The following is a 25,720-nucleotide window of genomic DNA, read 5'->3' as shown; positions in this document are numbered from 1 at the left end:
ACCCTGCCGGGACTGGGCGCGTCTACGGTAGAATAGAGACGGAAGATATCCCGACTGTTGAAGGATTGGCCATGAAGTCCGTATGGTTCCGTTGTGCGGCCGGCGCAGGCCTGCTCCTGGCGAGCGCCGTCCTGTTCGCGCAGTCTCCGCCGGCGTCGGGCCAGCAGAGCCAGCCGCCAGCCAAGCCGGCGGCCGAGAGCGTGCAGAAGCCTGTCTACAGGACGTCGGTGGACCTGGTCACCACCGACGTCATCGTCCGGGACGGGCGGGGGCAGTTTGTCGCTGATTTGTCCAAAGAGCAGTTCGAGGTGTTCGAGGACGGCGTGCCGCAGAGCGTGTCGTCTCTGGTCCTGGTGCACGGGGGGCGAGCCACCAACCTCGCGCTGCCGCCGCCGGCCGCGCCGCCCGAAGGTATCATCCTCCCGCCGGCGCGTCCGACCAACGACGCCTCGGGCCGTGTCTTCATCCTGTTTATCGACGACCTGCACCTGGACTTCAAGAACACGCATCGGGTGCGCGACCTGCTCAAGAAGATCAAGAACACGCTCATTCATGAAGGCGACATGTTCGGCATCGTGTCGACCGGCACCTCGTCTATCGCCGTCGACCTTACCTACGATGCCAAGCGCATCGACGAAGCGATTGGGAAGGTGATGGGCGGAGCGCTGAAGCCGACCGACATTATCCAGGCGCCGGAAGGCAATGAAGGGCCGAGCGAGGTTCGCTATCGGGCGCACGTGGCGTTTTCGACGGCCGAAGACCTGATGGCGCAGCTCGACCAAGTCCACAACCGGCGCAAGGCCCTGATCTACGTGAGCAACGGGTACGACTTCAATCCATTCGAGAAGTCGCGGACGGGCGAAGCCGACTCGGTGTTCGAAAACAACCAGATGAAGGCGGATGAGAAGCAGCAGCGGCAGCAGGCGGCGCAGGCGGCTGGTGTGGACGCGAACGACACGACGGACCCGATGGCCACTGCCGCGAATCGCTTTGCGGACGCCGACTTGGCGCGCGAACTGTCGGAACTGACGCGCTCGGCCAATCGCGCCAATGCCACCATTTACACGTTCGACCCGCGCGGCCTGGTCGGCATGCCCGATATCGACGAAAAAGTGGACCCGACCGAATGGGCGAACTACATCCAGAAGTCGATCGACAGCCTGCGGGTACTCGCCGAGCTGACGGGCGGGATCGCGGTCGTCAACCAGAACGATTACGAGAAGGCGCTCAAGCGCATCGACGCCGAGACCAGCGACTACTACATGCTGGGTTACTACTCGTCAAACCCGGATCCGCTCAAGCGCACGCGGCGCGTCGAAGTGAAGGTCGCCCGGAAAGACCTTGACGTCTGGTCGCGACAGACCTATTCGCTCAAGAAGCTGCCAGCACCGAAACTGCCGCCGAAAACCACGAAATAGGGTCTTGTCCGCGGCACGGGTTGACACGTCCTCCTTCGGTGTATACTGCTCCCTAGCGCGTTGGTTTCCCCTCCTCGCCGTCGGGTATTCGTACCGCTGCCGGGGCTTTTTCCCAACGCGAAACACCCTATCCCAGGTACGCTCTTTCTGGAGAAGAACTCATGCAGCGAATGACGAAGGTCTTGCTGGCGATCGTGGCGGTGTGTGCGCTGTGTGGTAGCGCTCAGCCCGCGTTTGCCCAGAACGTGACGACCGGCGACCTGGTCGGCATCGTGATGGATGCGCAGAAGGCGGTGTTGCCGGGCGCGTCCGTGGTGGCTGTTCATGTGCCGACCGGAACGACCTACGAAGCGACGACGCAGGCGGACGGGCGGTTTGCCATCCTCCAGGTTCGCGTCGGCGGCCCCTACAAGATCACCGCGTCGATGAGCGGATTCAGGAACCACGAAGTGACCAATGTCATCGTCGCCCTGGGCGAAGCGCGCAGCGTGGAGATTACGCTGGCGTTGGCGTCCGTGCAGGAGACGGTCAATGTGGTCGCGTCGGCCCAGTTGATTGATACGTCCAGGGCCGGCACCGCTTCCAACATCGATCAGCAGTCGATCGAGTCACTGCCGACCATCACACGCAGCCTGACCGACATCGCACGCACCCGCCCGATGTTCAATTCGATGGGATCGGGTGCCGGCGACGGCGCGTCGGCGGTGTCAGTGGCCGGCACGAGCTTCCGCTACAACAACCTCCAGATCGATGGGGCGGCCAACAACGACCTGTTCGGCCTGGCCAGTTCGGCGGGCGCGCCCGGCGGCACGGCCGAGACGCAGCCGGTCAGTCTTGACGCCATCGCCGAGCTCCAGCTCGTCGTCTCGCCGTACGACGTGCGGCAGGGCGGATTCGCTGGCGGCGGCATCAACGCGGTGACCAAGAGCGGCAGCAACCAGTTCCACGGGTCGGGATTCTTCTACGGCCGGGACCAGAGATGGGTGGGCAAGTTGAACGCCGTCAATCTGGCGACACCCACCAGCGTGGCCGCCATCTCGAAGTTCAGTGACAAGCAGGGTGGCGCCAGCCTCGGCGGCCCGGTCATCACGAACAAAGCGTTCTTTTTCGGCACGGTCGATTTCGGCCGCAAGTACCGTCCGACCGGGTATTCGGTCTCGGGCTCGGGCCAGAACTTCGGCAACGAGGCGCTCGTTGACCAGTTCCTCAGCGACCTCAAGAATCTGTACGGCTACACGCCTGGGCCGGACCCGAAGAGCGAGTTCACCCGGGCGACCAACAGCGACAAGTACTTCGGCCGAGTCGACGTCAATGTGACGAGGAACGACCGGTTGACGATTCGGAACAACACGATCCTGTCGCTCAACGACATCGCCGGCAATCCGTCGACATCCTCCTATCGTTTCCCCGACAACTTCTATCGCTACATCAGCAACACCAATTCGGCGGTGGCACAGTTGAACTCGACCTGGGGCAAGGGCGTCAACGAACTGCGCGTCACCTACACGCGCGTGCGGGATCACCGCGAGAACCCGTTGACCGGTCAGCCGTTGTTCCCGATGGTGACAGTCACGCTGGCGTCCGGCAGATCGGCTGTCGCAGGGACCGAGCGATACTCGTCGCGCAACGCGATCAACCAGGACATGATCGAGGTCAACGAGGCCTACACCCTGATCAAGGGCAGCCACACCCTGACCGTGGGGTCGCACAACGAGTTCCTGAAGCTGAGCAATCTGTTCATCCGGGACAACGTCGGGGTGTACAGTTTCACGAGTCTCGCGAACTTCGAAGCCGGACTCGCCCAGGCGTACGACCGCAGCTTCTCGCTGACCTCCGATCCGAACCAGCCCGCGCAGTTCAACGTCAACCAGTGGGGACTTTACGCTGGTGACCAGTGGCGGGTGCGCAACAACTTTACTCTCACCTTCGGCGCCAGGGTGGATGCCCCGCGCTTCCCGAAGACGCCGACCGCCAATCCGGTGTCGGTGTCCGCGTTCGGGTACGCGACCGACGTCGTGCCCAACGACGTGCAGTGGTCGCCGCGCGTCGGCTTCAACTGGAATACGAGAGCCAACGGCGACGAACAGATTCGCGGCGGGATCGGGATGTTCACCGGCCGGCCGGCCTACGTGTGGATTTCGAACCAGTACGGCAGCACCGGCGTCGACTTTGCCCGGATCGGCGCGAGCAGCAACAGCAACAACAAGATCCCATTCGTCGCCAACCCGGTGGGCCAACCGACGACGGTTACCGGCGCGACGGCCGGCTCGTACACCAACGAGATCGACCTGATCGATCCGAACTTCAAGTTCCCGTCGATTCTTCGCGGCAACCTGGCATGGGACCGGAAGCTCCCGTTCGGCTTTGTGGGCACCGCAGAATTTCTGTGGTCCAAGACGCTCAGGGACATCAAGTACGAGAACCTGAATCTCGCGGTCAATCCAGCCGCGAACTCGTTCATGGGCCGGCCCTTCATGAGCCCGGTTGTCACGACGTTGAGCAACGCGCCGCTGCTCCAGAACACCAACAAGGGCTATACCTGGAACGTCAGCTTCGAGGTGCGCAAGCCCGTCAGCAAGGGGTTCTTCATGGCGGGTTCCTACTCGTATGGCGTGGCCAAGTCGATCATGGATGGCACCTCCGACCAGGCCATCTCCAACTGGGGCAACGTCTACACCACGGGTTCGCCCAACGACGTTCCGCTGGCGATTTCCAACTTCGATCCAGGCCACCGGATCAGTCTCACCATGGCGTACGAGGTGCGGGTCTGGAAGGAATCCAAGGCGACTGTCTCGATGTTCTACTCGGGCCAGAGCGGCCGGCCGTACGCGTTGACGGTCTATGGCGACATCAATGGTGATACCTACAGCAACGACCTGGCGTACTTCCCGAAGTCGGCCACCGAGATGACCTTCACGGGCGGGACCTACCAGAACTTTCTTGACTGGATCAATGCGGATTCCTGCTTGAGCGGCTACCTGGGCCAGATCATGCCGCGCAACGCCTGCCGCGGACCCTGGATCGACACGCTGGACGCTCGGCTCAATCTGCAGTTGCCGCCATTCAAGAAGGTGAGGGCGGAGCTCACGCTGGACGTGCTCAATGTGCTGAACCTCATCAACACGAAGAACGGGATCGTCAGGTACGTGGGGTACGGGCAGAACACGTCGCTCACGAAGCTGGCGACCAACCCGAGTACCGGGCTGCCGTCCACAACCACCACCATCACGGCAACGAACCCGTTGATCGGGTACGACATCGGATATATGTTGTCGCCGACCACGCAGAGGTACATTTTCGATAACCTTCGCTCGCGGTGGCAGCTTCAGGCCGGCGTCAGAATCCGGTTCTAACCGGATTTCTCGACCTCAGCTCGTTCTCGGAAACGGGGGATGGCACTTGCGCCGTCCCCCGTTTGTCTTTGGGGCTCAACGGCGCCGCGGCAGCCGGAGTGACACAAACCGACAACAGACTGACATCGGTTGACAGAATGTGGCAGGTGGGTGATGACCGTGGCGGCTGGATGGGAAAGACGAACGCCCGCCGGGCCCGCGCGAGAGCACAGGCCTGGGTGGTAGGGAAGACTGGGTGATCAGGACGCTTTCGCGGCCGCCATCTGCTGAGGGAACACCGCCACGGTCGCCCGGCCGGCCTGAATCGTGTGATTCCGGCGGTGCCCGTGCGCGTCGCAGGACTGTCCCTTCTCCTCTACATAGGCGACTTCGCGGTTGGTCGCCAGTTCACGATACCGGCCGACCACGCAACCGCACGGCAACGTCGCGAATCCGAGGAGCCGAACAAGGCTCATGACACTCTCCTTACCGGGCACCAATGCAAATGACGTGCCGGCCAGAATGCACGGCGCACTTGCATGCTCACCCGATGATCTGTCCGGATTATCGGTCTTCTTTTGAGGATCTTGAGCCTATGCGGAATCGATTGATCGACGCGTGCGGTCGCCGGTTCCGGAATATATCTGAATGATTGGAGTGACAATTCTGCATTTTGGATCTGTCGGCAAGGAATACTGACCCGAATGACGGGTCGCCGATGTAATAATTTTGAGCGATCGATTCCAGTTGGGGGCGTGTGGAGCCGATAAGCCGTATATGGGTGGACGCCGATGAAGAACAAGTTGTTCACGATGCGCGACTGTCCGCACTGCCGCGACGCCAAGGAGTTTCTCGATCGCTGCGCTCCTGTCTACGTCGAGTACGACATCACGGATGATCCAGAAGCGCTGCGGCTCATGTTGACCCTGACCGGTCGAGCCGAGGTTCCGACCCTTGTTGCGGGCTACGAAGCGGTTGTCGGCTTCAACGTCGAGACGTGGAACCGCGTGGTTGAACACGGTGAGGCCATCCGGAAGGACGACCCATTCCGCCTTCCGGAGTCGATTGGGCCGGATCCGCACGACGATGACTGAGGGCCGTTTCACGGCGGGCTCAGAGAGGAGGATGTGGACATTTTCGACGGGCCTACAGTTTTTCGTATATGTCGGCGCGTCGATTTGCTAGAATCCGCATTTAAGTCTGTTCGAAACCTGAGATCTGAATCCATGGTCCATCCAAAGCGGCAGTTGAGGCGCATCGTCACGGCTGGACTGGTGTGCCTGGTGGCGGTCGCGGCGGTCGACCTGGCGGAGGCGAGCGGGCGGGGCCAGAGCACCGCGAAACGGCAGACGTCGACGAAGTACTCTGCTGCAGCGTCACGGGCGAGGAAGGCCAGGCTGGCACAGGCCGAAGCCGCCGCGCGAGCCCGCGAGGCGCAGCCGGCCCAGCCCAGGGTGAAGATCGACGCTCAGGGTGACGTCGTTCCGGATGTGCGTGCCGAGGCCGCGATCATCTATAACCCCGCGACCAACAAGGTGCTGTGGGAAGAAAAGGCGTTTGACCAGCGGTCGATCGCGAGCATCACCAAGGTAATGACGGCGCTCTGTTTTCTGGATGAAGCGCCCAATCTGGCCACACAGGTGATCATTACCGCCGCCGATATCCGGGGTGCGTCGGTGACGCACTTGCGGGCGCTGGAGCAGGTCTCGCTCGACAATCTCCTCCATCTGATGTTGATCTCATCCGACAATGCCGCGGCCAGGGCGATTGCGCGCGTGTCGCCGTACGGCGCCGCCGGATTCGTGGTTCGGATGAATCAGAAGGCGGCCGAACTCGGGCTGACCAGCACCAGCTACGCGGACCCGTCCGGTCTGCTTGCCCAGAACGTCTCGTCCGCATACGACATGGCGAGGCTGATTGCGTACGCGGCCGACGACGCCCTGATTTCGACCATCATGCGGACCGAAGCGTACTCGTTCAGGACGAGCCGGAGAGCCGTCACCATTCACAGCACGAACCAGCTGTTGAGAACCGCAAATGTGGATGTACGCGGAGGCAAGACGGGCTTCATATCACAGGCCGGCTACTGTCTCGTGACGCTGTTGCGGCTACCCGACCTCGACCAGACCGTCGCGGTGGTTGTGCTGGGCGCCCGATCGAATGCGGGGAGGTTCTCGGAGACGAAGAACCTGCTCAGCTGGGTGACCAGCAAGGCGCAGTCGCTGCTTGGCGGGCATCCCGGGCCACCCCGCGGCCCCGGCGCAGAAATTCACTAACTGATATATCCCCGTTGCGCCGCCGCTGCGTCCAGCAGCAGCGAGCCAATGGTGTCGACATCCAGCATGACGGGCCGTGACGAGGCGCGCGGGACGTACGATTTCAGGTAGCGGTGGCACACGTCGCAGCCGGTCAGACGGTAGACGCCGTCGCGGGCCGCGTCGGGCCAGCAGGCGAATTCGAACGACGTGATTCGTCCCCGATCACGGCTGTCGCAGTATGGACACACGCCGTCTTCAAACGGCCACTGCCCGGCGCAGCGCCCGCAGACGAGGCGACGCTGGTCGGCGGCGCCGATCACGCCAAGCTCAGGATCGCCGCCGCAGAACGGGCAGTAGGCGCGCGCCCACGCCGACAAGTCGACGCGCCGCTGGATCATCTCCACGGCGCGGCCCAGAAACGGCCGGCTTGCGAGCGACAACACCTGGGCCTGTGTGCTGCTTGCGCCTGAGTTGTCGCTGTCGACATTCCCCTGGGTAGCCCTGAGGTTGTACCAGTCCGCCACTTCGTCAGGAGTCGGGTGCCCAGCTCGCACGCGCGCCTGCAAGGCGTCGTGTTCGGACGGTTCAATCAGATCGAATCGTCTCAACAGGTCTGACATCTGCCGCACCAGACCGCGCAGTTCGGGCCAATCGAACGGCACGTCACTGAACCGCACGATGGGAATGCCGGCCGCGAGCGTGCGGGCGAGCGCCTCGGCATCGAGGTCGAAGACCCGCGTGGTCACCCGAATCTGGGCCCGGCGGTAGAGCGCGACCAGCTCAATCTGCATGTCGACCGCACTGGCCAGCTGAGGCTGGGCCGCCTTGAGCCGCCTGAGTGCGGCGACTTCCGGCGTGTCAGGGCGTTCCAGTCGCTGTCTAACTGGCGGTTCCATCATCGGTCTCCCGCATTCTGCCACCATGCTGGCGCTGGGTCCCGCTGCATGGACCGACCTCGACCTACCCAGGGCACGTCGGTGCTCCGGTCGGTCCCGTGGCGCGTTGTGTGTCCATGGAACCCGGTGTCATGCTGGCGCATCGAGGCGTCGCCGTCAACCCGAACGCCAATATCAGGTTCCGTCGCGCTGCCCCGCCTGGCTCAGATGACGTTCGCCAGCGAGGGGGGCGAATTTTTGTTGAACGCAAAGGGGGTACATCGCCCCGGGTGTAGGGTATACTCTCCCCGTTCATGCGCCCCCCCGGACATCGCCGTACGGCGGGAGGCTCCTCGACTTCAAGGAGGATAGTCACGTGAAACTTCAGGTCCCACTCTGGCAGTGGGTCAGCCGCTCGCTGATCGTTGCGCTGATCCTGACTGCGACTCCTCTCCCCAGTTTTGCGGGAGATCCACCGGCACCGGCTCCGGCAAGACCGACGTTCGCGGCGATGGTCGAGCACGCCGCAGCGGCGACGCCGCTGACACCGGCTCGGGCGCAGGCGCCAGGCGCAAAGAGCGGCAAGGCCGATCTGGGCTCGCCCTCGTTCTTCAAGAAACCGGTCGGCATCGCGGTGCTGTTGACCCTGGCGGCAGGGGTCGGCTATGCGGTGTACTCGACGCAGCACGACCGAATCCATTCGGCCGGCAAGAAATAGGAGGACGACCATAATGAGACGCGCATCGTATTCGCTCACCGTCTTCCTCGTCGTCTTCGGACTGATGGCGGGGCTCGCGCAGGCTCAGACGCAGGTCGGCACGGTCGAGGGGAAGGTCGTCGACCAGCAGGGCGGCGTGCTCCCCGGCGTGTCGGTAGTGTTGATCGGGCCGATGGGAACCAAGACAACCGTGACCGACGCACAGGGAGAGTTCCGGTTCGTCGGCTTGGCGCCCACGACCTATGCGCTCAAGGTTGAACTGTCCGGCTTTCTCACGCAGCAGCGCGATGGCGTCGCTGTTGGCATGGGCAAGACCGTGGCGATGGATTTCAGCCTGAAAGTGGGCGGCGTGACCGAATCGGTCGAGGTCACGGCCAACGCGGTGACCGTGGACGTGAAGAGCTCGTCCACCGACACCAATCTCAGCAACGAACTGCTGACGGCGATGCCGATTTATTCATCGACCTCGACGGGTCTCTTGAACTATGCGCCTGGCATCAACAGCAGTTCGGCGTACGGCGGACAGGGGAGCTACGGCAACGCACTGTTGCTCGACGGCGTCGACACGCGCGACCCCGAAGGCGGGTCGGCCTGGACGTTCTTCAATCAAAACCTGATTGACGAGATCCAGATCGGCGGGCTGGGCGCCGCGGCGGAGTATGGCGGCTTCACGGGCGCGGTGGTCAATACCGTGACCAAGTCCGGAGGCAACGTGTACTCCGGCCTGTTCACGATGCGGTACACCAAGGCGTCGCTCGCCGGCAAGAACATCACCAAAGCCGTCCTGGATCTGAATCCCGGCCTCGGTTCCTCGGACATCACGAGGAAACTGGTGGACTACAGCGTCCAGCTCGGCGGCCCAATCATGAAGAACAAGGCGTTCTTCTTCGGGAGCGTCCAGCGGTACTCCGCCAACACCGATCCGAGCGGACCACTGAAGACCGCGACGGACGTCAGCCCCAGGCTCAACCTCAAGCTGACATTCCAGCCGAGCCCGTCAGACACGGTCATCCTGGGGGTCCAGTACGACCAGTACAACGTCACGGGGCGAGTCGGGTTCTGGCCAGGTTCTCAGGCGATCGACAGCGCGACGGTGACCGAAGATGCGCCTGAATGGGTGTGGAACGCACAGTACCGCAAGGTGTTCGGCTCGAACACGCTCTTCGAAGCCAAGCTTACCGGGTACACGGGGTATTACTACCTCGACCCGGTCGATCCGGCGCCGCCGGTCGTCGACTATGAGACGAACACTTACAGCGGCGGCGGTGGCGGACAGTACTACGCCGACCGAAGCCGGAACCAGGTCATTGTCTCCCTCAGTAAGTACGCTCAGGCGTACGGCTCTCACTCGTTCAAGTTCGGCGCCGAGATCGAACGGAGCCACGTGCGGAGTCAGTACCAGCCCTACGGACCGGCGGGGTTCTACGTTCTCGATTATTACGGCAGCCGGTATCGGTATACCTATGGATACGACGTCCAGGGCGACAACCGGCGAACCTCGGCCTACGCGCAGGATCAGTGGAGCGTCGGCAGACTGACGCTGAACCTGGGTCTTCGGATGGACCACATCCGAGGCTACAGCCCTGTGCTGAAGGCGAACGTCTATACGCCCAAGGATTCCTGGGGTCCGCGTCTGGGCGCCGCCGTGGACCTTACTGGAAAGGGAACGACGGTCCTCAGGGGTTTCTGGGGTCGTTACTACGAGGGCACGGCGACGGGGTTCTATACCTCGGCGACCCCCGGAATCCAGGACTACACCTCGACCGAGGTCTTCCCGAACGGATCGCTGGGGACGCCGGTGGTTCTCACGCCGGCCCTGGTCTACGGGATCAGCAAGGACATCAAACACCCGAAGACCGACGAATTGAGCGCGGCATTGGAGCAGCAGTTCTTTGGGAATGTGCGGCTGGTGGCGACCGGCATCTGGCGTACGACGGGGAATTTCATCAACAATGTGATCAATGGAGCGCTCTGGAGCCCGATTCAACGCACGAACGGGCTGACCCATCAGCCGTACACGGCGTACTACTGGAATAACCGGAACACGACGGGCGAGAATTTCTATATTCGCAACATCGCCGGTTATCAGTACAAGTCGACGGACGGGAGCGTCATCGCGACGGCGGACCCACAACGCGACTACAAGGCCCTGATGCTGATGTTGAGCCGATCGCTCAAGAATCGCTGGGCCTTCCAGGCGTCTTACGTGCTCTCGAAGGCGGAAGGCAACGTCGACAACAGCGGTTTCGGCAACTGGCTTGGTGGAAACACCTGGGCATCTCCGAACACCGCGATCATCAATAACATCGGCGAGTTGACGAACTCACGCCGGCATGAGATCAAGATCTACCTCACGTACCAGGTTCCAAAGGTCGAGGTCATGTTGAGCGGATCCTTCACCGGCATGAGCGGACGGCCGTACGCGGCCTACGAGCAATTGAGCACCGGTGCGCTCAATATTCCAGGATCGGGGAGGCGGCAGATCTACCTCGAACCGCGAGGGTCGAAGTACAACGACTTCTATAAGAACTTCGATCTACGAGCGGAAAAGGTGTTCCAGGTATCGGGACACCGGTTCGGTGTCTACGCGGATGTGACGAACCTGTTCAACACCGCGACCATCACCAGCCGGATAACCCGCTATCCGAGCAGCGCCCTAGTGCTCTACGGCTCGCCGAGTGGCGTGCAGGGTGCGCGCCAGGCGACGATCGGAGGCCGCTGGTCATTCTAGCGACCGACGGCGCTGTTTCTTGACACGAAGGGCCGGGCGAGCCACGCGCTCCCCCGGCCCTTCGCCTATTTACGTGCCTCGAGCGCCCGCCCGAGGGCGGCTTCCTGAGCAGCCTCGCGACCGCGGCCCTGCCGGTTGTAGATGTCCGCCAACACGTAGTGGCCCAGTGCCGCATGCTCCGACTTGGGACCCAACTCGAGGCCCTTCCTCGCCAACTGAGCGGCCTCGGCGACGTTGGTGCCTCCGTCCAGGTACGCTTTCGCCAAAAAGAAGTGGCCTTCGGGGAAACGCGGATTGCTCTTGATCGACGCCTTGAGGGCCTCAATCTGGCCTTCCCGATCGCCCACCTGTTCGTAGAGCCGCGACAGGTTGAACGCGGCCTTGTAGCTTTCGGGGTGCTGTTTCAGTTCCTCGACATATTCCCGCTCGGCCCCGGGAAGGTCGCCGCGCTTCTCGGCAATCAGTGCAAGGTTGTAGTGCGCCAGCCTCACCTTCGGCTTGATGGCGATCGCCGCCTGTATCAGCCGCTCGGCGCCGTCGACATCGCCCCGGCCTAACGCGATGACGCCGAGCGCATTCTTCGCCGCCGCGACGTGTGGTCCGAGCTCGAGCGCCTTCAGGAACAGTTGCTCCGCTTTGGCGACGTCCCCGCGATCCAGCCAGATCTCGCCAATCTGGTACCGCACGAACGCGTCGGTGGGATCGAGTTGGAGGTACCGCTCAAAGCCCGCCAGTGCGGCGTCATCGTCGCCCAGCTGCCGATACGCCTGGGCGAGGTTGATCACGGCGAGGTCGTAGTCGGGCTTCAAGCTGAGGGTGTGCGTGAAGTACTTCACCGCCAGCTCGGGCTTGGCGTGCCGCAGGTGGACCGACCCCATCATGAACCACGCGTCGATGACCTGCGGGTCTTCGCGAAGCACGTCGTTGAGGAGCCCGACGATCTGATCGAACGGCTCGCTTTCGACCGCCTCACGCTCCTTGGTCAGCGCCGTCACCTCGCCGAGCTTGTTGAAGAGCCCGATCTTGTCTTTCGGATCGGCGCGCCCCGTCCGCGGATCCGAGGCATTCGCGACAAAGGAGCCCACGTAACCGAGTGCCGCCAGCCGCGCCCTGGCCTCGGGGTCCACGTCTTCGGCTGGCATCGCTGCCTCGGTCTTCTGGAAGCGATTCTCCATCGCCCGCAGTTGGGCGATCATCCCGTCGCCCAGCGACCGCCGCTGTTGGTACAGATTTGTCGCTTCTCCCGGATCCTGGTCTACGTCGTACAGTTCCGGCCGCGGCGCGTCGATGACCTTGTAACGCCCGGCGCGAAGCGCGCGAAGGTCACTCCAACCGTAATGGTGCAACGGGTACAAGGACTCCGAATAGGCGTCGAGGCCCAGTTCGAGCACCGAACCCGTCATGAGCGGCACGAGGCTCGCCCCGGAGATGCCCGCTGGCGAAGGCACCCCGAGCAGGTCCAGCACCGTCGGCATCACGTCCACCGAGCGCACCGGGTCGGCGACATGGCGGCTTCGGGTCAGGCTGAAGGGCGCGCGAATCACGAACGGGACATGAGTCACGCTGTTGTAGATGAAAAAGCCGTGAGAGGCTTCGCCGTGGTCTCCGAGGCTCTCGCCATGGTCTCCCATGACGACGATCACGGTGCGTTCGTAAAGGCCAAGCGCCTTGAGCTGCGCGATGACGCGACCCAACTGGCTGTCGGCGAACGCCACTTCGCCATTGTAGGGATGCGCCTTGTATTTCGTCGCGAAGGGCTCCGGCGGTCGGTATGGTGAGTGGGCATCGTAGAGGTGGATCCAGGCGAAGAACGGGACGTCCTTGGCCTGCTGAATCCACGGCAGCGCCTTGTCCACAACCTCGTTGCCAGGCCGCTGTATCGAGCCGAGCGACAGACCCTTGGAATCGCTGAGATCGAAATCATCGAAGTAGGTATCGAATCCCTGGCTGATGCCCCATTTCGAGTCGAGCACGTATGCCGCGATAAAGCCGCCCGTGCGATATCCGCGTGCCTTCAACACCTCGGCGAGTGTCGTCTGCTTGGCATCCAGGAAGAAGCCGCCGTTGTCGCGGACACCGTGTTCGGGGGGGAACTTTCCGGTGAAGATGCTCGAATGGACCGGGAGCGTGAGCGGGGCCACTGAGACGGCCTGATCGAACTGCACACCCTCCCGCGCGAGCGCGTCGACGGCTGGCGTTTCGACGTCGAGAGCGCCATACGCGCCGATCCGGTCCGCCCGCGTCGTGTCCAGCGTCACAATCAAGAGGTTGAGGCCCTGTCTGGACACGCCGGCCGCGAGGCTGCCCAGATCGATACCAGTCGCGCTCTTCGGCGGACGCCGCGCGAGGCCCCACCATGCGGCCGCGCCAGCCGAGGCAACCAGCAACAACGCCAGCGCCGCCCAACGAAGCAAGCGCCGCCTGCCGGCGCGACCAGTCGCGGGGGACGGAGGCGGCGCGGGGGACGGAGGCGGCGCGGGCGTTGGGGGCGATGGCGGAAGCGGCGGCCGTGGTTTGGACTTCGGGAGCTTGGCCATGGAAAGTGCAGCCTGCCTTTGGGCGTGGGACGGAGAACCTGTCTCTCATGCTCCCGCATCCTGAGCGCTTCGTCAACACGCAGGGCTGGGGATAATCACTCCCGGAGTGATTATCTGCCCACGGCAGAATGGTAGACTGCTGCCGTGATGAAGGCGCTGCCAGCCGTGCTGATGGTGGTGTCGGAGGCCCTGCCGTACGCAAAGACCGGCGGTCTCGGCGACGTCGGGGGCGCGTTACCGGCGGCATTGGCCCGGCTGGGCTGTGCCGTTACGGTGGTCACGCCACGCTATCGTCGCGTCGACGGCGGGGACCAGGTCGTCAGCTTCGATGCCGGATCCTGGCCGGGCGCGCCAGACGTGCGAGTAGTGCAACGCACACACGAAGATGGAGTGCGGGTGTGGCTGGTGGATTGCCCGGCATTGTTCGACCGGGAGGGCATTTACGGGGATGCCGCCGGCGACTATCCTGACAACGACCGCCGGTTCGCCGTGCTATCCAGAGCGGGGCTCGAGACAGCCGCTCGGCTGGGCTGGCGCCCCTCCGTCGTGCACGCCCATGATTGGCAGACGGGTCTCGTGCCGGCGTACCTGAAGTACCGATACCAGAACAATCCGACCCTCGCGGGCGTCGCGACAGTCTTCACCATCCACAATCTGGCATATCAAGGACTGTTTGCCGCCCAGTCGCTGCCGGCTCTCGATCTCGGATGGGAATCGTTTACAGGCGACGGACTCGAGTTCTGGAGACAGGTCAGCTTCCTGAAGTCGGGCATCAACTTCTCGGACGTCGTGACGACCGTCAGCGGGCGGTATGCCCAAGAGATCCAGACCGCTGAGTACGGGTGCGGATTTGAGGGTGTGCTTCAGCAACGGAGCGGTGTGCTGGTAGGGATCCCCAACGGGATCGACACGGCTGCCTGGAATCCGGCCTCCGATCCCTGGCTCCCCGCCTCCTACACGGCAAGAGACCCTTCCGGAAAAGCCGCGGTAAAACAGGTCCTGCTCGAGCGGTGCGGAATCAAGGGCGCCGACCAACCCGCGCGCCCGGTGGTCGGCATGGTGTCGAGGATGGTTGACCAGAAGGGCCTCGACCTCATCGAGGCGGCGGTTTCGGACCTGATGCATCTGGACGCGACGTTCGTCATCCTCGGGACGGGGCTGCCGCACTACGAACAGATGTGGAGAAAGCTCCAGGCGCAGCATCCGGATCGGGTGTCGGTGACGGTGGGCTTCAGCGAGGAGATGGCACACCTGATCGAGGGCGGTGCCGACATCTTCCTGATGCCGTCGCGATTCGAACCCTGCGGACTCAACCAGATGTACAGCCTTCGCTACGGGACCGTGCCTGTCGTGCGGGCGACCGGCGGGCTCGACGACACGGTTCAACAGGCGGATGCCGCGACAGGCAAGGGGACCGGGTTCAAGTTTAAGGAGTACTCGCCCCACGCGATGCTGGCCGCCCTGGAAGCGGCGGTTGACGCCTTCGGGCACCGGGATGTGTGGCGGAAGATCCAGGTGGCGGGCATGAAGGAGGATCATTCCTGGGACAGGTCGGCCCGGGAATATGTCAAGATCTACCAGCGGGCAGGATTGAAACCAACGCCGGGAAAGTGAATCATTATAGAGACGGATTCAAGACCTGCGTGGGGGACGGCGTTATCGTGCCACCTGAACGGGTCTTGAAACCGGTTCTGGACGAGCAGGCGCTCGGGTCCGATTACAACAAAGACAGACAGTGAGGCGAGCAATGGCGTCAGACAAGGTGCAGACGATTACCGACGACACGTTCGATGCAATCATCAAGACGGCGACGGTGCCGGTATTGGTTGATTTCTGGGCGGAGTGGTGCCAGCCGTGCCTTCGGCTCGGGCCAAGCGTGGACGCACTGGCTGCAGAGTTCGACGGCAAGCTCATCGTGGGCAAGATGAACGTCGACGAGAACCCCATGATCCCGAGCCGGTTCGGCGTGCGGTCGATTCCGATGCTCGTGCTCTTCAAGGGCGGTCAGGCGGTCGATCAATCGATCGGCCTGGTGCCCAAGGACGAGCTCAAGAAGATGATCACGCCGCACATCGCGGGGTAGGACGATGGACATGACTCGAGACGTCATCATCATTGGTTCGGGACCGGCGGGTCTGACGGCTGGTGTGTACACCGCGCGTGCCAACCTGAAGCCCCTGATCATCGAAGGACTGCTCGCGGGCGGCCAGTTGATGACGACCACGGAAGTGGAGAACTTCCCGGGATTCCGCAACGGCATCATGGGGCCGGCCCTGATGGCGGAGATGAGGGCCCAGGCCGAGCGATTTGGCGCCGACGTCGTCCAGAGCGACGTCACGGCGGTGGACGTGTCGACGCGGCCATTCGCCGTCACAGCCGACGGGGTCGTGCACAGGGCCAACGCGATCATCATCGCCACGGGCGCCTCGGCCAAACTCCTGGGGCTGCCTGCCGAGCGGGCGCTGATGGGCCACGGTGTCTCGACATGCGCGACCTGCGACGGCTTCTTTTATCGCGGCAGGCCCATCGCGGTCGTGGGCGGGGGAGACACGGCCCTTGAAGAGGCGATCTTCCTGACGAAGTTCGCGTCGAAAGTCACGCTCGTGCACCGGCGCCACAGCCTGCGGGCGACGAAGGTCATGCAGGACAAGGCCCAGGCGAATCCCAAGATCGAATTCGCATGGGACTCGGTGGTGGAGGACATCAAGGACACCGCCAAGGGAGAGGTCACGGGCATCGTGCTGCGCGACGTCGGAACGGGCGCGGTTCGCGAGATTCCCCTCGACGGCGTGTTTGTGGCCATCGGCCACACGCCCAACACGTCGCTGTTTTCAGGCGCCATCGAGTTGGACGAGAACGGTTACATCATCACGCGCGACGGCACGAGGACCAGCGTGCCTGGCGTGTTCGCGTGCGGCGACGTCCAGGACCACAAGTACCGTCAGGCCGTCACCGCCGCCGGTTCAGGCTGTATGGCGGCCATCGACGCCGAACGCTTCCTCGAGAGCCAGGGATAATCACTCCCGGATTGACTAGGTCGGAAGCGCGACAACTAATCACTCCGGGAGTGATTAGCCGCCGGAGTCGATCCAGCCGCCCCCGAGCACTTCGTCCCGATCGAAGAAGACGACCGCTTGGCCAGGCGTAATGGCGGACTGCGCACTGTCGAATGTCACGTTGACCCGGTCGTTGCCGATTGGCGTGATGGTGGCCTCGGCGGGTGCGTGACGGTGACGGATCTGCGCGGTCACGCGAATGGAACCGCGCGGCGTTTCGCCGGCAATCCAGTTGACGCGCGACGCGGTGAGCAAGTCGCGCTCGAGCGCGGACCGGGGTCCGACGACGACCAGCTTTCGCCCGGCGTCAAGCCTCACGACATAAGCCGGTTCGCCCAAGGCCACGCCCAGCCCCTTCCGCTGCCCGACCGTGAACCGATGCACACCCTCGTGTCGGCCGACAACCGCCCCGGCCAGATCGACGATGGCACCAGAGAGGTCGCCGTGAAGCCGCCGCTCGACGACCGCCGCGTAGTTATCGTCGGGCACAAAACAGATCTCCTGGCTATCGGGCTTGTCGGAGACCGGAAGGCCCCGCATTCTCGCGACCGCCCGCACATCGATCTTGCGCATCTCGCCGACGGGAAACAGGGCGCTTCGCAACTGCGCCTGGGTGAGGCCGAACAGGAAGTACGCCTGGTCCTTGGTGTCGTCGAGACCGCGCCACAAGTGGCACAGGCCGCCCTCTGTGGTGGTGACGCGCGCGTAGTGTCCGGTGGCGACCATCTCGGCGCCAAATCCGGACGCCTTTTCGACCAGGGCGGTGAACTTCAACTCGTTGTTGCAATGGGCACACGGAATCGGCGTGCGGCCGGCAGCGTATTCGCGGACAAAATCCCCGATCACCACATCATCGAACTCGCGTTCGAGATTGAGGATGTAGTGAGGGATGCCGAGGACGGCTGCCACGCGGCGCGCGTCGTGAAGGTCGTCAATCGTGCAGCAGGTGCCAAACCGGGCGTCGCCCTGCTCCTGATCGTAGAGTTGCATCGACACGCCGACCACGTCGTGGCCCGCGTCGACCAGCAGGGCAGCCGCCACCGAAGAATCCACGCCGCCCGACATCGCCACCACAACTCGCATCTGCCCGCTCACATTCGCCCGTCGTCTCGCGGACGCAATCGCTGCCCGCCGCGTCCCCGGATCCGGGCGACGACGCGAGGCAGGATATCGAGCGTCCGTTCGATCTCGTCCTCGGTGGTCGATCGGCCGAGGCTGAATCGAATGGCGCTCTGAACCCGCGAAGCCGGCAGGCCAAGAGCGCGCAGCACGTGAGAAGGTTCGAGCGTGCCGGACGAGCACGCCGATCCGGTGGACACGGCGATGCCCTCGAGGTCGAGCGCGATCACCAGCGACTCGCCTTCGACGGCGTCAAAGCTGATGTTGGTGGTATTGGGCAGACGCCGTTCGCGATCACCGTTGACGGTTGCGCCAGGAATCCCTTCGAGGATGCCGCTCTCGAGACGGTCTCGCATCGCCGCGATGCGGCCGTTGGCGGAGACCAGATCCCGACTCGCCGATCGGGCTGCCACACCGAGGCCGACCAGCCCAGGAACGTTCTCGGTGCCTGCACGGCGTCCTCGTTCCTGCCGCCCCCCGGTCAGAATCGAGGTCAGGCCGAGTCCGCGCCGAAGCCACATGGCGCCCACGCCTTTGGGACCGCCGAACTTGTGTGCCGAAATGGCCAGCATGTCCACGCCGAGCGCCACGACATCGACGGGAATCCTGCCAGCCGACTGGACGGCATCGGCATGGAAGAGCGCGCCGGCGTCATGGGCAATCCGCGCGAGCGCCGCGACGGGCTGAATCGTGCCGATTTCGTTGTTGGCGTGCATCACCGCGACGATGGCCGTATCCGGCTGGATGGCGCGCCGCAGGTCGTCGGGTTCGACGACACCGAGCCGGCCAACGGGAACCTCGGCAACCCGCCAACCGAGCTTGGCCATCGCGTGGGCGGTGTTCCGAACGGCTTCGTGTTCAATCGCGCTGATGACGATGTGCCGCCTGGACGCCAGGGCCGGCACGCCAGACAGCCCGCGCAGTGCGAGATTATCGCCCTCCGTCCCGCCGCCGGTGAAGACGATGTCCGAGGGGGACGCCCCGACGAGCGCCGCCACGCGATCGCGAGCCTCGTCGAGCGCCGTCTTCGCCTGCTGGCCGAATGCGTGGATGCTTGACGGATTGCCGAAGTGGTCTCGCAGAGCCACCGACATCGCATCAACGACCTCGGCATCAACCGGGGTCGTGGCGTTGTGATCCAGATAGATGCGCACGATAGTTCAACGATACCATCCGGCCGGGACGCCCGCTAATGATTACGGCCAGGAGGCCGCAGTGGTCAGGCCGCGGAGGGTGTGTTAGTCTGACAGCCTTATGGACTTTCTTCTTACCGATGAACATCGCCTCGTCGAGCAGTCCGTCCGGGAATGGGCCGGTCGTGAAGTCGCGCCGCGGATCAAGGATCTGGACCGGGAACACCGTTTCGATCCGAACGTGTTTCCCCAGATGGCCGCCCTCGGGCTGCTGGGCATCTCGGTGCCCGCCGAATACGGCGGCGCGGGCATGGACTACATCAGTCTGGGCATCGCCAGCGAGGAACTCGAGTACGTCGACACGTCGCTGCGCGTGATCATGTCGGTGCACGCGGGACTGAACTGCCTCAGTCTGCTCACGTGGGGCAACGAGGACCAGAAGCAGCGGTACCTGGTGCCACAGGCGCAGGGCAAGAAGATTGCCACCTACGCGCTGACTGAGCCGGCGGCCGGAAGTGACGTGCGCGGCATTCAGACCGTGGCCATCAAGAAGGGCGACCGGTATTTCCTGACGGGCGAGAAGATGTGGATCTCGCTGGCGGATGTGGCCGACAACTTCCTCGTATTTGCGTGGAGCGACCTCGAGAAGAAGAAGGCGCGCGACACTTCCGGGATTTCCGCCTTCATCGTCGAGCGCGGCTTCAAGGGCTTCTCGAGCGGGACGATCAAGGAGAAGTGGGGCATCCTGGCCGGCAATACGGGCCACTTCAAGATGGATGAAGTGGAGGTGCCCGAGGCGAACCTGCTGGGACGGCCCGGCGAGGGGTTCAAGATTGCGATGTTCGCGCTCGATCAGGGCCGCTTCACCGTGGCCGCCGGTGCGACGGGCCTGATTCGCGCCTGTCGCGATGCGAGCATCAAGTATGCGAAGGAGCGAAAGGCGTTCGGGACCGAGATCGGCCAGCATCAGCTCGTCAAGCAGATGATTGCGCTGATGGAATCCGACTATCAGGCGTCCCGGTTGCTGTGGCTCCGGGCGGGGTGGCTCAAGAACCAGGGGCAGCGGAACACGAAGGAGACCGGTCTGGCAAAGTGGTTCTCCACCGTCGGTTCGGAACGCGCGGCGGGCAACGCGGTGCAGATTCACGGGGCGAACGGGTACTCTGACGACTACCCGGTGGGCCGCTTCTATCGCAACTGCAAGGGCGCGGTGATCTACGAAGGCACGCGCGAGATTCACCAGGTGATGCAGGCCGATTACGTGCTCGGGTATCGGAGCGATCGGCCAACACGCTGCGAACTGCCTCCCTATGGCGGTGCACACGGGGCCTGACGCCGCGGCTCCGGTGTCGTGGCGTCGAAACCAGCTGGCGGTCACCGCCGCCAGCTTCATGGGCTTCACGGGCTTTACCCTCGTGATGCCCCTGCTCCCGCTCTACATTCATCAACTCGGCGCGCGCGACGAGGCCGAGATCGCGATGTGGGCCGGCCTGAGTCTTGGGGTCACGCCTGCCGTGACGGCCGTTCTCTCGCCGTGGTGGGGCCGCGTCGCCGATCGCTTCGGCCGAAAGCTGATGGTCGAGCGATCGCTCGTCAGCTTCATCGTCATCATGGCGGCCACGGCGTTTGCCCAGCGTCCCTGGCATATCTTTGCGCTGCGCGCGCTACAGGGACTGTTCGCCGGCTACGGAGGCCTGACGCTTGCGATGGCCGCGGAGTCGGCGCCACGCGAGCGCATGGCGAGCGCGATTGGCCTGGTCCAAACCTCGCAGCGCCTGGGCCCGGCCCTCGGTCCGGTCATCGGCGGCGTGCTGGCAGGAATGGTCGGAATCCGTCACGCCTTCTTCGTGACGGCCGGTTTCTACGCGATCGCCTTCGTGCTGGTGCTGCTGTTGTACGACGATCCCCCGCGCCATCCAGCCGCGGCGGAGCAGACCGATGGCGGCAACGCGATCGCTCGGACCATTCTCGGCAAGCCGGGCTTTCTGCTGATGATGACGGCGATTTTCGGGATCACGTTCGTCGACCGCAGTTTCGGTCCGATCCTTCCGCTGTACGTTGAACGCCTGGGCTTCCAGGCAGGGTCAGTGGCGCTGGTGTCGGGCATCCTGTTTTCGGCAGCGGCGATTGGCGCGGCCGCGGGCAATCAAGCCTGCTCGGCCATGCTGAGGCGATGGTCCTCACGCGGCGTCATCGCGGTGTCGCTCTTGCTGGCGGGACTGGCGCTGGGAGTATTCCTGTTGCTTGGCGGGACGCTCGGGCTTGCCCTCGCGCTGGTGCTGTTTGGCGCGGGCATTGGCGTCGGCATGACGACGGCCTACACCGTGGCAGGCCGGCAGGTGCCCGAAGGCGCCCACGGAACCGGGTTCGGTCTGCTGACCGGCAGCGCGCTGGCGGGACTGGCCATCAGCCCGGCGGTCTGCGGGTTGTTGAGCCGCGGTACACTGCTGACCGTGTTTGTGCTGGACCTCGCGATGCTGGTCGCGCTTGCCGCGATGGTGGCGTGGAAGATGCCGGTCGAACGCTCACGTGACCAGTGCGGCTCCGTGGATGCGCCCATGGAGACGCGGGACCTCTAAGGAGTCGAATATCTGATGGAGCGCGTGAAGATTGGCGAGGCGGGTCCCGACGCAGAGGTGCTTGCGCGCGCGGTGGCTGTGTTACGCGCGGGCGGCATGATCGGATATCCGACCGAGACGTTCTACGGCCTCGCCGTCGATCCTCGCAATGACGACGCCGTTGACGCCTTGTTTCGCGCGAAGGGCCGGCCCGTCACCGTGCCGATTCCGCTGATCGCCGGAAGCCTCGATCAACTGGTCGCCGTGACCGGTGGACTTCCGTCACTCGCTCGCGATCTGGCCGCGCGGTTCTGGCCCGGTCCTCTCACGCTTGTGGTTCCCGCATGGCAGGACCTCTCGACCGCGATCCTCGGCGGTCTCGGGACCGTCGCCGTGCGAGTTCCCGGTCACATCGCCGCGCGATCGCTTTGTGCCGCCTTCGGGCATCCCCTCACGTCCACAAGCGCTAATCCTTCGGGTGCGGCGCCGCCCGTCGACGCCGATGACATCGCAAGGTCACTGGCAGCTTCCCTCGCGATGCTGCTTGACGGAGGCAGGACACCGGGCGGGCAGGTATCGACTATTGTCGACGTGACCGGCGGTGCGCCGCGTCTGGTGCGTCCGGGCGCGACTCCCTGGAAGCAGGTGCTAGAATGCCTCGAGTAGCCTGACATCATGCAGCATGACACGCGGCGGGTTCGCGACAGAGCGGCTTTGGTCGGACTGGTTGCCGGAAACCAGCGGCGGATCGACGACGAACGTTCGTTCGACGAACTGGCGGGGCTGGTCACCGCGGCCGGCGGACTGGTGGTGCTGCGCTCGCTGCAGGAGCGGTCGCGGCCAGACGCGTCGACGTTCGTGGGCAAGGGCAAGCTCCACATGCTGGCGCTTGCGTGCGACGAACAGGACGTCTCGGTCGTGGTGTTTGACAACGAGCTGACTCCCACGCAACTGCGGCAGATCGAGTCAGCCATCGGCCGGCGCGTGATCGATCGGACGCAACTGATTCTGGACATCTTCGCGCTGCGCGCCAGGACGCGCGAAGGCCAGCAGCAGGTCGAACTGGCGCAGTTGCGGTACCTGCTGCCGCGGCTGGTCGGATCGGGTACCGAGCTGTCACGGCTCGGCGGCGGCATCGGCACGAGGGGGCCTGGCGAGACCAAGCTCGAAACAGACCGCCGGCGCATCCGACAGCGAATTACCGCGATCGCCGACAGCATCGAAGGTGTTCGACAGAGGCGTGCGCGATTGCGCGACCGGCGGCACAAGTCCGACGTCCCGATCGTGGCGCTGGTCGGTTACACGAACGCCGGCAAGACCACGCTGTTCAATCTGCTGACCGGAGGCGCGGCAGAGACGTCGGACGCGCTGTTCGTCACGCTCGATCCGCTCGTGCGGCAGGTGAAGCTTGGCGACAACCGGGAGTTGCTCGTGTCGGACACGGTGGGCTTCATCGATCGGCTGCCACACACGCTGGTGGCGGCCTTCCGGGCCAGCCTCGAAGAGGCGCGCGAGGCCGACCTCCTGATTCACGTCATCGACGCGGCGGCGCCCGGGTGCGGCGAACGCATGGCCGCCGTGGAGGCGGTGCTCGAAGAGATTGGCGCCGCTGGTCTGCCCCGTGTGGACGTGCTGAACAAGGCCGACCTGCTGACCGATCCCGAGATCGAACGGGCCGCGTCCGCGTTAAATAGCCCGGTGGTCATGTCGGCCAGCATGGGACAGGGACGTGACGCGCTGCTCGAACGGGTGATGGCCATGCTGGAACTCGACACGCGTCGTGTTCGCGTCAGCCTTGACGCTCGAAGCGAGGCGGGACGCCGAAGGGTCGCATGGCTGTATCGCCACGCGCGCGTGGTTCGACATGAGACGCGCGGCGTGCGGATCGTCATCGATGCGGACGTGCCGCGACGCGGTCTCGCGCTCTTCCCGCCAAGCACAGTGACCGAGATTTCAACCGATACCGAGGGCGCGGCGTGAACGCGCGATGGCTGGGCGTGGTCAGCCTCGTGTGGGTTGCCGCCTCAATCGCGTGCGCCTCGTCGATCACGCCGCCGGTGACGCCGTCAGCGCCAGTGTACGTAGATTACGTCTTCCCTCAGCCGCCAGAGAGGGACGGAGACCTGCGGCTGGCGGCCCAGCATCGGTCTGCGTGGACGCTGCTCCAGAGCGGCGATCTCGCCGGCGCCAGCAATGAGTACAGCGCGCTGGTCAGGGGCGCACCCGGCTACGTGCCTGCGGAAGTCGGACTCGGATACGTGCTGCTGGCGCAGCAGAAAATCAAGGACGCCATCGCGTGGTTCGACCACGCCGTCCGCGTGGCCCCTGGTTATGCGCCCGCGTATGCCGGCCGGGCCGAGGCCTACCTCGCCGGCGGGCAACGCGAACTCGCGCTGGCCAGCTTCGAATCGGCGCTGACAATCGATCCCAAACTCTCGGATGTGGGGCGACGGATCGAGGTGATCAAGTTCGCCAGAGTCCAGCAACGCGTGGCTGCGGCCAGACGGGCGGCCGACGACGGCCGGCTGGAAGAGGCCCGCCGGGCCTATGTGGACGCGGTCCAGGTGTCGCCCGAGAGCGCCGTACTCTATCGGGATCTCGGCAGCGTCGAAGCAAGACTCAATGCGCTGGAAGACGCAATTGCGCATCTCCGCAAATCGGTGGCGCTCGACGGGACCGACGCCGGTGCTCTCACGGCCCTTGGGGACGCATTGGAGAAGCATGGCGATCTCGAAGGCGCGATTGACGCCTACCAGAGCGCCGTGGCGATTGACGGCAGCGACGCGACGCGGCGGACGATCGAGCGAATTCGGGATCGGGCGTCGACCACGCGCGTCCCAGCCGAGTACCGGACGATCGCGCAACTGCCGCAGATCACGCGCGGCCACCTCGCGGCGCTCATCGGCCTCCGCCTGCAGGAGCTGCTGGCGGCGTCAGGCAGACGCGGTCCGACCGTCGTGGCGACCGACGTCGGCGGCCATTGGGCGTCAACGTGGATCATGGCGGTGACGCGGGCCAACCTGATGGAGGTCTACGCCAACCACACGTTCCAGCCTTCGGCGGCGGTGCGGCGCGCCGACTTGGCCCAGGTGGTCGCCAGGGTGGTGGCGATGATCGCACCGGGAGGGAACAAGCCTTTCGTTCAGCCGGCCATCGTCGATGTTCCGGTCGATCACCTGAGCTACTCTGATGTGGCGGTGGCCGTATCTTCTGGCATCATGGAACTGATGGACGGCGGGATGTTCAGGCCCTGGCGCGGCGTGAGCGGCGCCGAGGCAATCGCGGTGGTCGATCGTCTGGAGCGTCTCGCGAAGAAACCCAGGACGGGCATGGTGGGAGGCGCGCGGTGAGATCGCTTGGTCCCCTGAACCTGGCCAACCAGTTGACGCTGCTCAGGCTGGCGCTCGTGCCCGCGTTTGCCCTTCTCACGCTGTATGGCCACCTGGGCTGGGCGCTGGCCGTATTTGTCGTCGCCGGCATCACCGATGCACTCGATGGCCTTGTCGCGCGGGTGACCAACCAGCGGACCGCCGTCGGCGCGTGGCTCGATCCGATGGCGGACAAGCTTCTGCTTCTGACGACGTTCATTGTGCTGTCCCTGCCCGGGATTGGCCTCACCAACCGGCTGCCGCTGTGGCTGACGGTGCTTGTAATCAGCCGCGATGTGGTCATTGTGTTCACGGTGGCGGTCATCAGCCTGGCACTCGGGCCCCGGACGTTCAAGCCGTCCATGTACGGCAAGATCGCGACGGCCACCTACATTTTCACCAGTATCGTGGTGATGCTGTTCAACTATCTCAAGCAGACGTCGGTGCTGGTGGAGATCGGGATCTACGCGAGCCTGGTGTTGACGCTGGTCTCAGGGGCGCACTACGTGGTCCACGTGCGCCGGATGCTCAACGAGCCGCCGCCGCCGCCGTCGCTCGATTCATAGGTGCGGCAACAGCGTGATTCACTCGGGACCGCGTGCTGAGCGAGCCCTTCC

General features: G+C 64.2%; 20 protein-coding genes. 15 read left to right on the top strand and 5 right to left on the bottom strand.

Translation table 11 applies throughout. From position 1 onward, the window contains the following. The first annotated feature begins 71 nt into the window (after window positions 1–71). Complete coding sequence (locus tag NTV05_08065; GenBank protein ID MCX6544357.1) at window positions 72–1,418, top strand: VWA domain-containing protein; 1,347 nt, start codon at window positions 72–74, stop codon at window positions 1,416–1,418. Window positions 1,419–1,579: 161 nt separating this feature from the next. After that, window positions 1,580–4,771 carry a TonB-dependent receptor gene (locus tag NTV05_08060; protein ID MCX6544356.1) on the top strand — a complete coding sequence of 1,064 codons (3,192 nt, stop codon included), beginning with the start codon at window positions 1,580–1,582 and terminating at the stop codon, window positions 4,769–4,771. Between the two features lie 239 nt (window positions 4,772–5,010). On the opposite strand, the gene NTV05_08055 is transcribed toward NTV05_08060, so the two are convergent. Continuing rightward, window positions 5,011–5,226, bottom strand: a complete 216-nt coding sequence (locus NTV05_08055) for a hypothetical protein (protein ID MCX6544355.1) — start codon at window positions 5,224–5,226, stop codon at window positions 5,011–5,013. 315 nt (window positions 5,227–5,541) lie between these two features. On the opposite strand from NTV05_08055, the gene NTV05_08050 reads away from it, so the two are divergent. Then, the gene (locus tag NTV05_08050) at window positions 5,542–5,844 is read left to right on the top strand and encodes a glutaredoxin family protein (protein ID MCX6544354.1); all 303 of its coding nucleotides are present in this window, start codon (window positions 5,542–5,544) and stop codon (window positions 5,842–5,844) included. Window positions 5,845–5,976: 132 nt separating this feature from the next. Further along, a complete protein-coding gene (locus tag NTV05_08045) occupies window positions 5,977–7,026 on the top strand; it encodes a serine hydrolase (protein ID MCX6544353.1) in 1,050 nt (349 codons plus the stop codon). On the opposite strand, the gene NTV05_08040 is transcribed toward NTV05_08045, so the two are convergent. Further along, window positions 7,023–7,904: a formate dehydrogenase accessory protein FdhE gene (locus NTV05_08040; protein ID MCX6544352.1), complete on the bottom strand. Its 882-nt coding sequence runs from the start codon at window positions 7,902–7,904 to the stop codon at window positions 7,023–7,025. The genes NTV05_08045 and NTV05_08040 overlap by 4 nt on opposite strands. 355 nt (window positions 7,905–8,259) lie before the next feature. Here NTV05_08040 and NTV05_08035 point away from each other — a divergent pair, with 355 nt between their 5' ends. Together NTV05_08035 and NTV05_08030 are read left to right on the top strand one after the other, a co-directional pair. Further along, complete coding sequence (locus tag NTV05_08035; protein ID MCX6544351.1) at window positions 8,260–8,601, top strand: hypothetical protein; 342 nt, start codon at window positions 8,260–8,262, stop codon at window positions 8,599–8,601. 13 nt (window positions 8,602–8,614) lie between these two features. Further along, window positions 8,615–11,332 carry a TonB-dependent receptor gene (locus NTV05_08030; GenBank protein MCX6544350.1) on the top strand — a complete coding sequence of 906 codons (2,718 nt, stop codon included), beginning with the start codon at window positions 8,615–8,617 and terminating at the stop codon, window positions 11,330–11,332. A 65-nt stretch (window positions 11,333–11,397) separates the two neighbouring features. Here NTV05_08030 and NTV05_08025 read toward each other — a convergent pair whose 3' ends face one another. Beyond that, window positions 11,398–13,746, bottom strand: coding sequence for a sulfatase-like hydrolase/transferase (locus NTV05_08025; protein ID MCX6544349.1), 2,349 nt, complete (start codon window positions 13,744–13,746; stop codon window positions 11,398–11,400). Window positions 13,747–14,016: 270 nt separating this feature from the next. Here NTV05_08025 and glgA point away from each other — a divergent pair, with 270 nt between their 5' ends. The 3 genes from glgA to trxB all read left to right on the top strand — a co-directional run bounded on the left by glgA (window position 14,017) and on the right by trxB (window position 16,886). Beyond that, window positions 14,017–15,483 (top strand): glycogen synthase GlgA, encoded by a 1,467-nt coding sequence (glgA, locus tag NTV05_08020; GenBank protein MCX6544348.1) that lies wholly within the window; start codon window positions 14,017–14,019, stop codon window positions 15,481–15,483. Window positions 15,484–15,616: 133 nt separating this feature from the next. After that, entirely contained in the window at window positions 15,617–15,952 is a 336-nt protein-coding gene (trxA, locus tag NTV05_08015; GenBank protein ID MCX6544347.1) for a thioredoxin, read from the top strand. A 10-nt stretch (window positions 15,953–15,962) separates the two neighbouring features. Next, window positions 15,963–16,886 (top strand): thioredoxin-disulfide reductase, encoded by a 924-nt coding sequence (trxB, locus tag NTV05_08010; protein ID MCX6544346.1) that lies wholly within the window; start codon window positions 15,963–15,965, stop codon window positions 16,884–16,886. Between the two features lie 54 nt (window positions 16,887–16,940). On the opposite strand, the gene mnmA is transcribed toward trxB, so the two are convergent. Together mnmA and NTV05_08000 are read right to left on the bottom strand one after the other, a co-directional pair. Continuing rightward, window positions 16,941–18,008: a tRNA 2-thiouridine(34) synthase MnmA gene (mnmA, locus tag NTV05_08005; GenBank protein ID MCX6544345.1), complete on the bottom strand. Its 1,068-nt coding sequence runs from the start codon at window positions 18,006–18,008 to the stop codon at window positions 16,941–16,943. 8 nt (window positions 18,009–18,016) lie between these two features. Then, the gene (locus NTV05_08000) at window positions 18,017–19,201 is read right to left on the bottom strand and encodes an aminotransferase class V-fold PLP-dependent enzyme (GenBank protein MCX6544344.1); all 1,185 of its coding nucleotides are present in this window, start codon (window positions 19,199–19,201) and stop codon (window positions 18,017–18,019) included. A gap of 97 nt (window positions 19,202–19,298) precedes the next feature. Here NTV05_08000 and NTV05_07995 point away from each other — a divergent pair, with 97 nt between their 5' ends. From NTV05_07995 to NTV05_07970, 6 genes are read left to right on the top strand one after another with little or no spacing between them, the layout of a single operon-like run. Next, window positions 19,299–20,510 (top strand): acyl-CoA dehydrogenase family protein, encoded by a 1,212-nt coding sequence (locus NTV05_07995; GenBank protein ID MCX6544343.1) that lies wholly within the window; start codon window positions 19,299–19,301, stop codon window positions 20,508–20,510. Further along, entirely contained in the window at window positions 20,488–21,756 is a 1,269-nt protein-coding gene (locus NTV05_07990) for an MFS transporter (GenBank protein MCX6544342.1), read from the top strand. Before NTV05_07995 ends, NTV05_07990 begins: the two co-directional genes overlap by 23 nt. Before the next feature lie 15 nt (window positions 21,757–21,771). Beyond that, entirely contained in the window at window positions 21,772–22,401 is a 630-nt protein-coding gene (locus NTV05_07985) for an L-threonylcarbamoyladenylate synthase (protein ID MCX6544341.1), read from the top strand. 9 nt (window positions 22,402–22,410) lie between these two features. After that, on the top strand, window positions 22,411–23,715 hold the full coding sequence (hflX, locus tag NTV05_07980; protein ID MCX6544340.1) for a GTPase HflX: 1,305 nt from the start codon (window positions 22,411–22,413) through the stop codon (window positions 23,713–23,715). Beyond that, the gene (locus tag NTV05_07975) at window positions 23,712–25,085 is read left to right on the top strand and encodes a tetratricopeptide repeat protein (protein MCX6544339.1); all 1,374 of its coding nucleotides are present in this window, start codon (window positions 23,712–23,714) and stop codon (window positions 25,083–25,085) included. Before hflX ends, NTV05_07975 begins: the two co-directional genes overlap by 4 nt. Beyond that, a complete protein-coding gene (locus NTV05_07970) occupies window positions 25,082–25,669 on the top strand; it encodes a CDP-alcohol phosphatidyltransferase family protein (GenBank protein MCX6544338.1) in 588 nt (195 codons plus the stop codon). The genes NTV05_07975 and NTV05_07970 overlap by 4 nt, the downstream gene beginning before the upstream one ends. Window positions 25,670–25,720 lie beyond the last annotated feature (51 nt).

The organism is Acidobacteriota bacterium (assembly GCA_026393755.1).
GTDB lineage: Bacteria > Acidobacteriota > Vicinamibacteria > Vicinamibacterales > JAKQTR01 > JBAXOX01.
The sequence above is the reverse complement of the archived record's forward strand: the minus strand, read 5'-3'. Positions and strand labels throughout refer to the sequence as shown.